Origin of the sequence: Halorientalis persicus, assembly GCF_900110215.1 — an archaeon.
In the GTDB taxonomy this organism is placed as follows: domain Archaea; phylum Halobacteriota; class Halobacteria; order Halobacteriales; family Haloarculaceae; genus Halorientalis; species Halorientalis persica.
In genome coordinates this window covers 1-2,910 of the sequence record NZ_FOCX01000088.1, presented here as the reverse complement: position 1 = coordinate 2,910, position 2,910 = coordinate 1, and the positions used below count along the sequence as shown (strand labels likewise).

The window sequence follows — 2,910 nt, the reverse complement described above, 5'->3', positions numbered from 1 at the left end:
CTCGGTTCGCAGACTCGTGAGCGGCAGCGCTGCGCGGCGGGCTGATTTTCATTCGGTACGCGGGGTGTGGTCGACGTGGCAGCCTCGTGAGTCGGGGCTGGGCGTTGGTTTCGGTGTGATCGACGGTCGAAGATTCGCGCCAGTTTAGGAATTATCGGCTACATTCCCAACTCGTGCCGAATCGTGGAAGTTGAGACTACAGCAGGTATAGCGGGCCTGTAATGCGTGGAATCGGCCGAACCGAAAAGGAGAACCTGCTTCAGATCGCTTTCTGAACGACCGTTCCTGTTTTGCAGGCAACTATTCCAGCGAATTTCCGAGACTCTGGATAGTGTCGCCACTCAGATGCCGCGCTCCCACGGAGAGAGTCCCGTTACTATCCGATCCCCGTTTCCTTCTTCACCAGCGTCAGCGTGTTATCAGCCGTCACGATCGGCGAGTGATCGTATTCACCGGTCAACTGCACCTGTACCAGCAGGTCCACAGCCCGCCAAATCGAGTACAGCAGACACGCGAACGCGAAGTAGAAGAACCGCAGGCCGAAATGCTTCGATGTCGTCGCGCCCATGAACCGCTTGATCGATTTGTAGCCGCTCTCGATCTCCCAACGGTAGCCATACTCCGAGAGAAGGCCACTCTTCCGATTCGTCATGAACACCGAATATTGCTGATGATCGGTGTGTTCGGAGTTCTCTTTCCGCCGGTAGATCAATGTCGTCGAGTGCCACTCGTTGTCGCCCAAATGCAGTTTTCGATCGGTCTCGTAGCGGTCCTTTCCCTTCTTGAGCAGCCGTTTCGCTTGCGCTTTCTCGCTGGTCTGCATCCGCTTCGGCACGACGTAGGACAGCCCGCGTTGACTCAGCATCTCCAGGATGTGCTGACTGTCGAACTCCCGGTCCATCAGCACATTATCGACGTGAACGAGGGCCTCTGCCGAGTCCAAGAGGTCCTCGACGATCTCCTTGCGTGTGTCGCCTTTCCGCACCGGGCGTGCATCCAGCACGATTGGGACAGCATTCCCGACCAGCTGGACGCTGGCCCACTGGTAAGCGTACTCGTCGGTGTTCTCCTTCGTCCCGATAATTTCGTCCTCATACCCGGCGCGGTCACCGGTGAACGGGTCGGACTCGGTAATGTCGATCGCGACGATGCCGGCTCGGAAGAACTCCTCCGTGTCTGCGACCCGATCCAAGAGTCGACTCACCGCCTGTCGGTACATTTCACGTATCTGTTCTATGGGGAGGTCGCGTACATGCTCGCGATGGGCGTGGCCGAGTGGTGTCCGATCTCGATTGGACTCGTGAATGAAGCTCCGAGCGCCCTCATTGGCGGCAAGGTTCTCCCGAAGTCCGAGATAGGTCTGGAGGTCCCAGTAGGCGTTCTCGTGGATCTCACAGCCCTCACCACGGTTCAATGAGAACGCTGGGAACACAACCCGGCTTACGTGCTCAGTGACTGTCTCAGCTTGCTCTAATACGGTCTGATCATCGGGGTCCGATTCTTCATTCTCATCATGGTGTCTGGGGCTCTGCCGTTCTGGCTCGCGCGGGACTGTGACGCCCGCGTTTTGGGCTTTGATGAGGATCGTTCGCGCCGCGGTCTCGACAGTATCTTGGAGTTCAGCAGTGAACCGTTTGTGCCAACTGCGCCAGAGTGTCGACTGATTCGGCACCGAGTCCAGCCCGATCTGTTCGCAGAAATCGGGATGCTTGGTGAGGTATTCGACGAGCGCGGTTTCGTGGTCCCAGCCATGGCATTCTTTCAGCAGGAATAGGCGAAACAGCGTCTCCATCTCGTAGCTCGTTGACCCCGCGTACCGGTCGTGGGCATCGAACTGGACGTATGCAAGCGGCACTGCGTGGACGAATGGATCAACGGCATCATGATCGTCATGCTGGAACCATGTTTCCGCAACAAGGCGAACATCCGATTCCAGCGCTGGGAGGGATGAGCGATCGAATAGCGGGCTCGACTCGTACATGGGCCAGTCGGCGTAGGATCGCTGGGCGATCTGCTGGAAGACAGTACGACGAGACCCACGTGTCAGGGCCACGGCGAGATGGTGCCAACGACATGCCCAAGTATTCGTCTAACTGCTCAGTGCAGGCAAACTGCCGAACATTTTTAACGATTGAGGGCATTTGTTTATGTATGCGAGCTGCCCGAAAAACCCCCTTCGGTGAAGTCCCCGACCTCTACGACGGCATTGCAGGGCTTGCTGCCCTCCTCGTACTTGCATGGGCGATTCTCTACGCTATGCAACCGGTACTCGGCGTGTTGGTCGCCCTAACGATTCTGTCCGTCTACGCCGTTGCTCGCACCGGCGACTACGAACACACCACTGTCGTCGCCGGTCTCTGGCTACTCGTGTTTGCAAGTCTGTTCTCGCTTGGCTTCCCTGGTGTGTTCCTCGGGGGTATTCTCGCACTCATCGCCTACGGCCTGTACCGCACATTGTAAACGGGGTTAGATGGGTGAGCAGACGACCGAAAGAGAATACCCCACTTCGGTGCTGTTGGGAGTCTTTATACCTGATTCGTTCCCACAACAACTGTTAGGTAAGCGCACTCACTGAGCGCTTGATACAGGGGGCCGCGTATCGGTCAGTACCGGTAACCGTCTGACCACCAAAGATATGGCCAGTCATAACGAATTCATGGTATGAAGTATCGCTGGCTTGCCGGTCAATTGCTAGCGGTTCTGGTCACGGGTTATATCGTGTTTGGTGAGCCAATAGCGGGTGTTGATCCCGTCTACACTGTCGGGATCATTGCTGTAGCAGTATTTACCAGAATTATCTCATACTACGCATACAAAGGATACCGTTCTCAGCACAATCCGACCGTTGAGTCCAAACCATAGAACGCTATTTTGTCAGATACACTGAACAGTCAGAGATTGTGTTTGGTT

3 protein-coding genes are annotated in these 2,910 nt (G+C 56.2%); 2 read left to right on the top strand and 1 reads right to left on the bottom strand.

The features are described 5' to 3' along the window. Nucleotides 1-376 precede the first annotated feature (376 nt). The gene (locus tag BMX17_RS24645; protein ID WP_092665241.1) at nt 377-2,053 is read right to left on the bottom strand and encodes a transposase; all 1,677 of its coding nucleotides are present in this window, start codon (nt 2,051-2,053) and stop codon (nt 377-379) included. A 98-nt stretch (nt 2,054-2,151) separates the two neighbouring features. On the opposite strand from BMX17_RS24645, the gene BMX17_RS24640 reads away from it, so the two are divergent. Both BMX17_RS24640 and BMX17_RS25705 read left to right on the top strand, forming a co-directional pair. Further along, nucleotides 2,152-2,460 carry a hypothetical protein gene (locus BMX17_RS24640; protein WP_092665238.1) on the top strand — a complete coding sequence of 103 codons (309 nt, stop codon included), beginning with the start codon at nt 2,152-2,154 and terminating at the stop codon, nt 2,458-2,460. A gap of 201 nt (nt 2,461-2,661) precedes the next feature. Continuing rightward, complete coding sequence (locus BMX17_RS25705; RefSeq protein WP_139203796.1) at nt 2,662-2,862, top strand: hypothetical protein; 201 nt, start codon at nt 2,662-2,664, stop codon at nt 2,860-2,862. Nucleotides 2,863-2,910 lie beyond the last annotated feature (48 nt).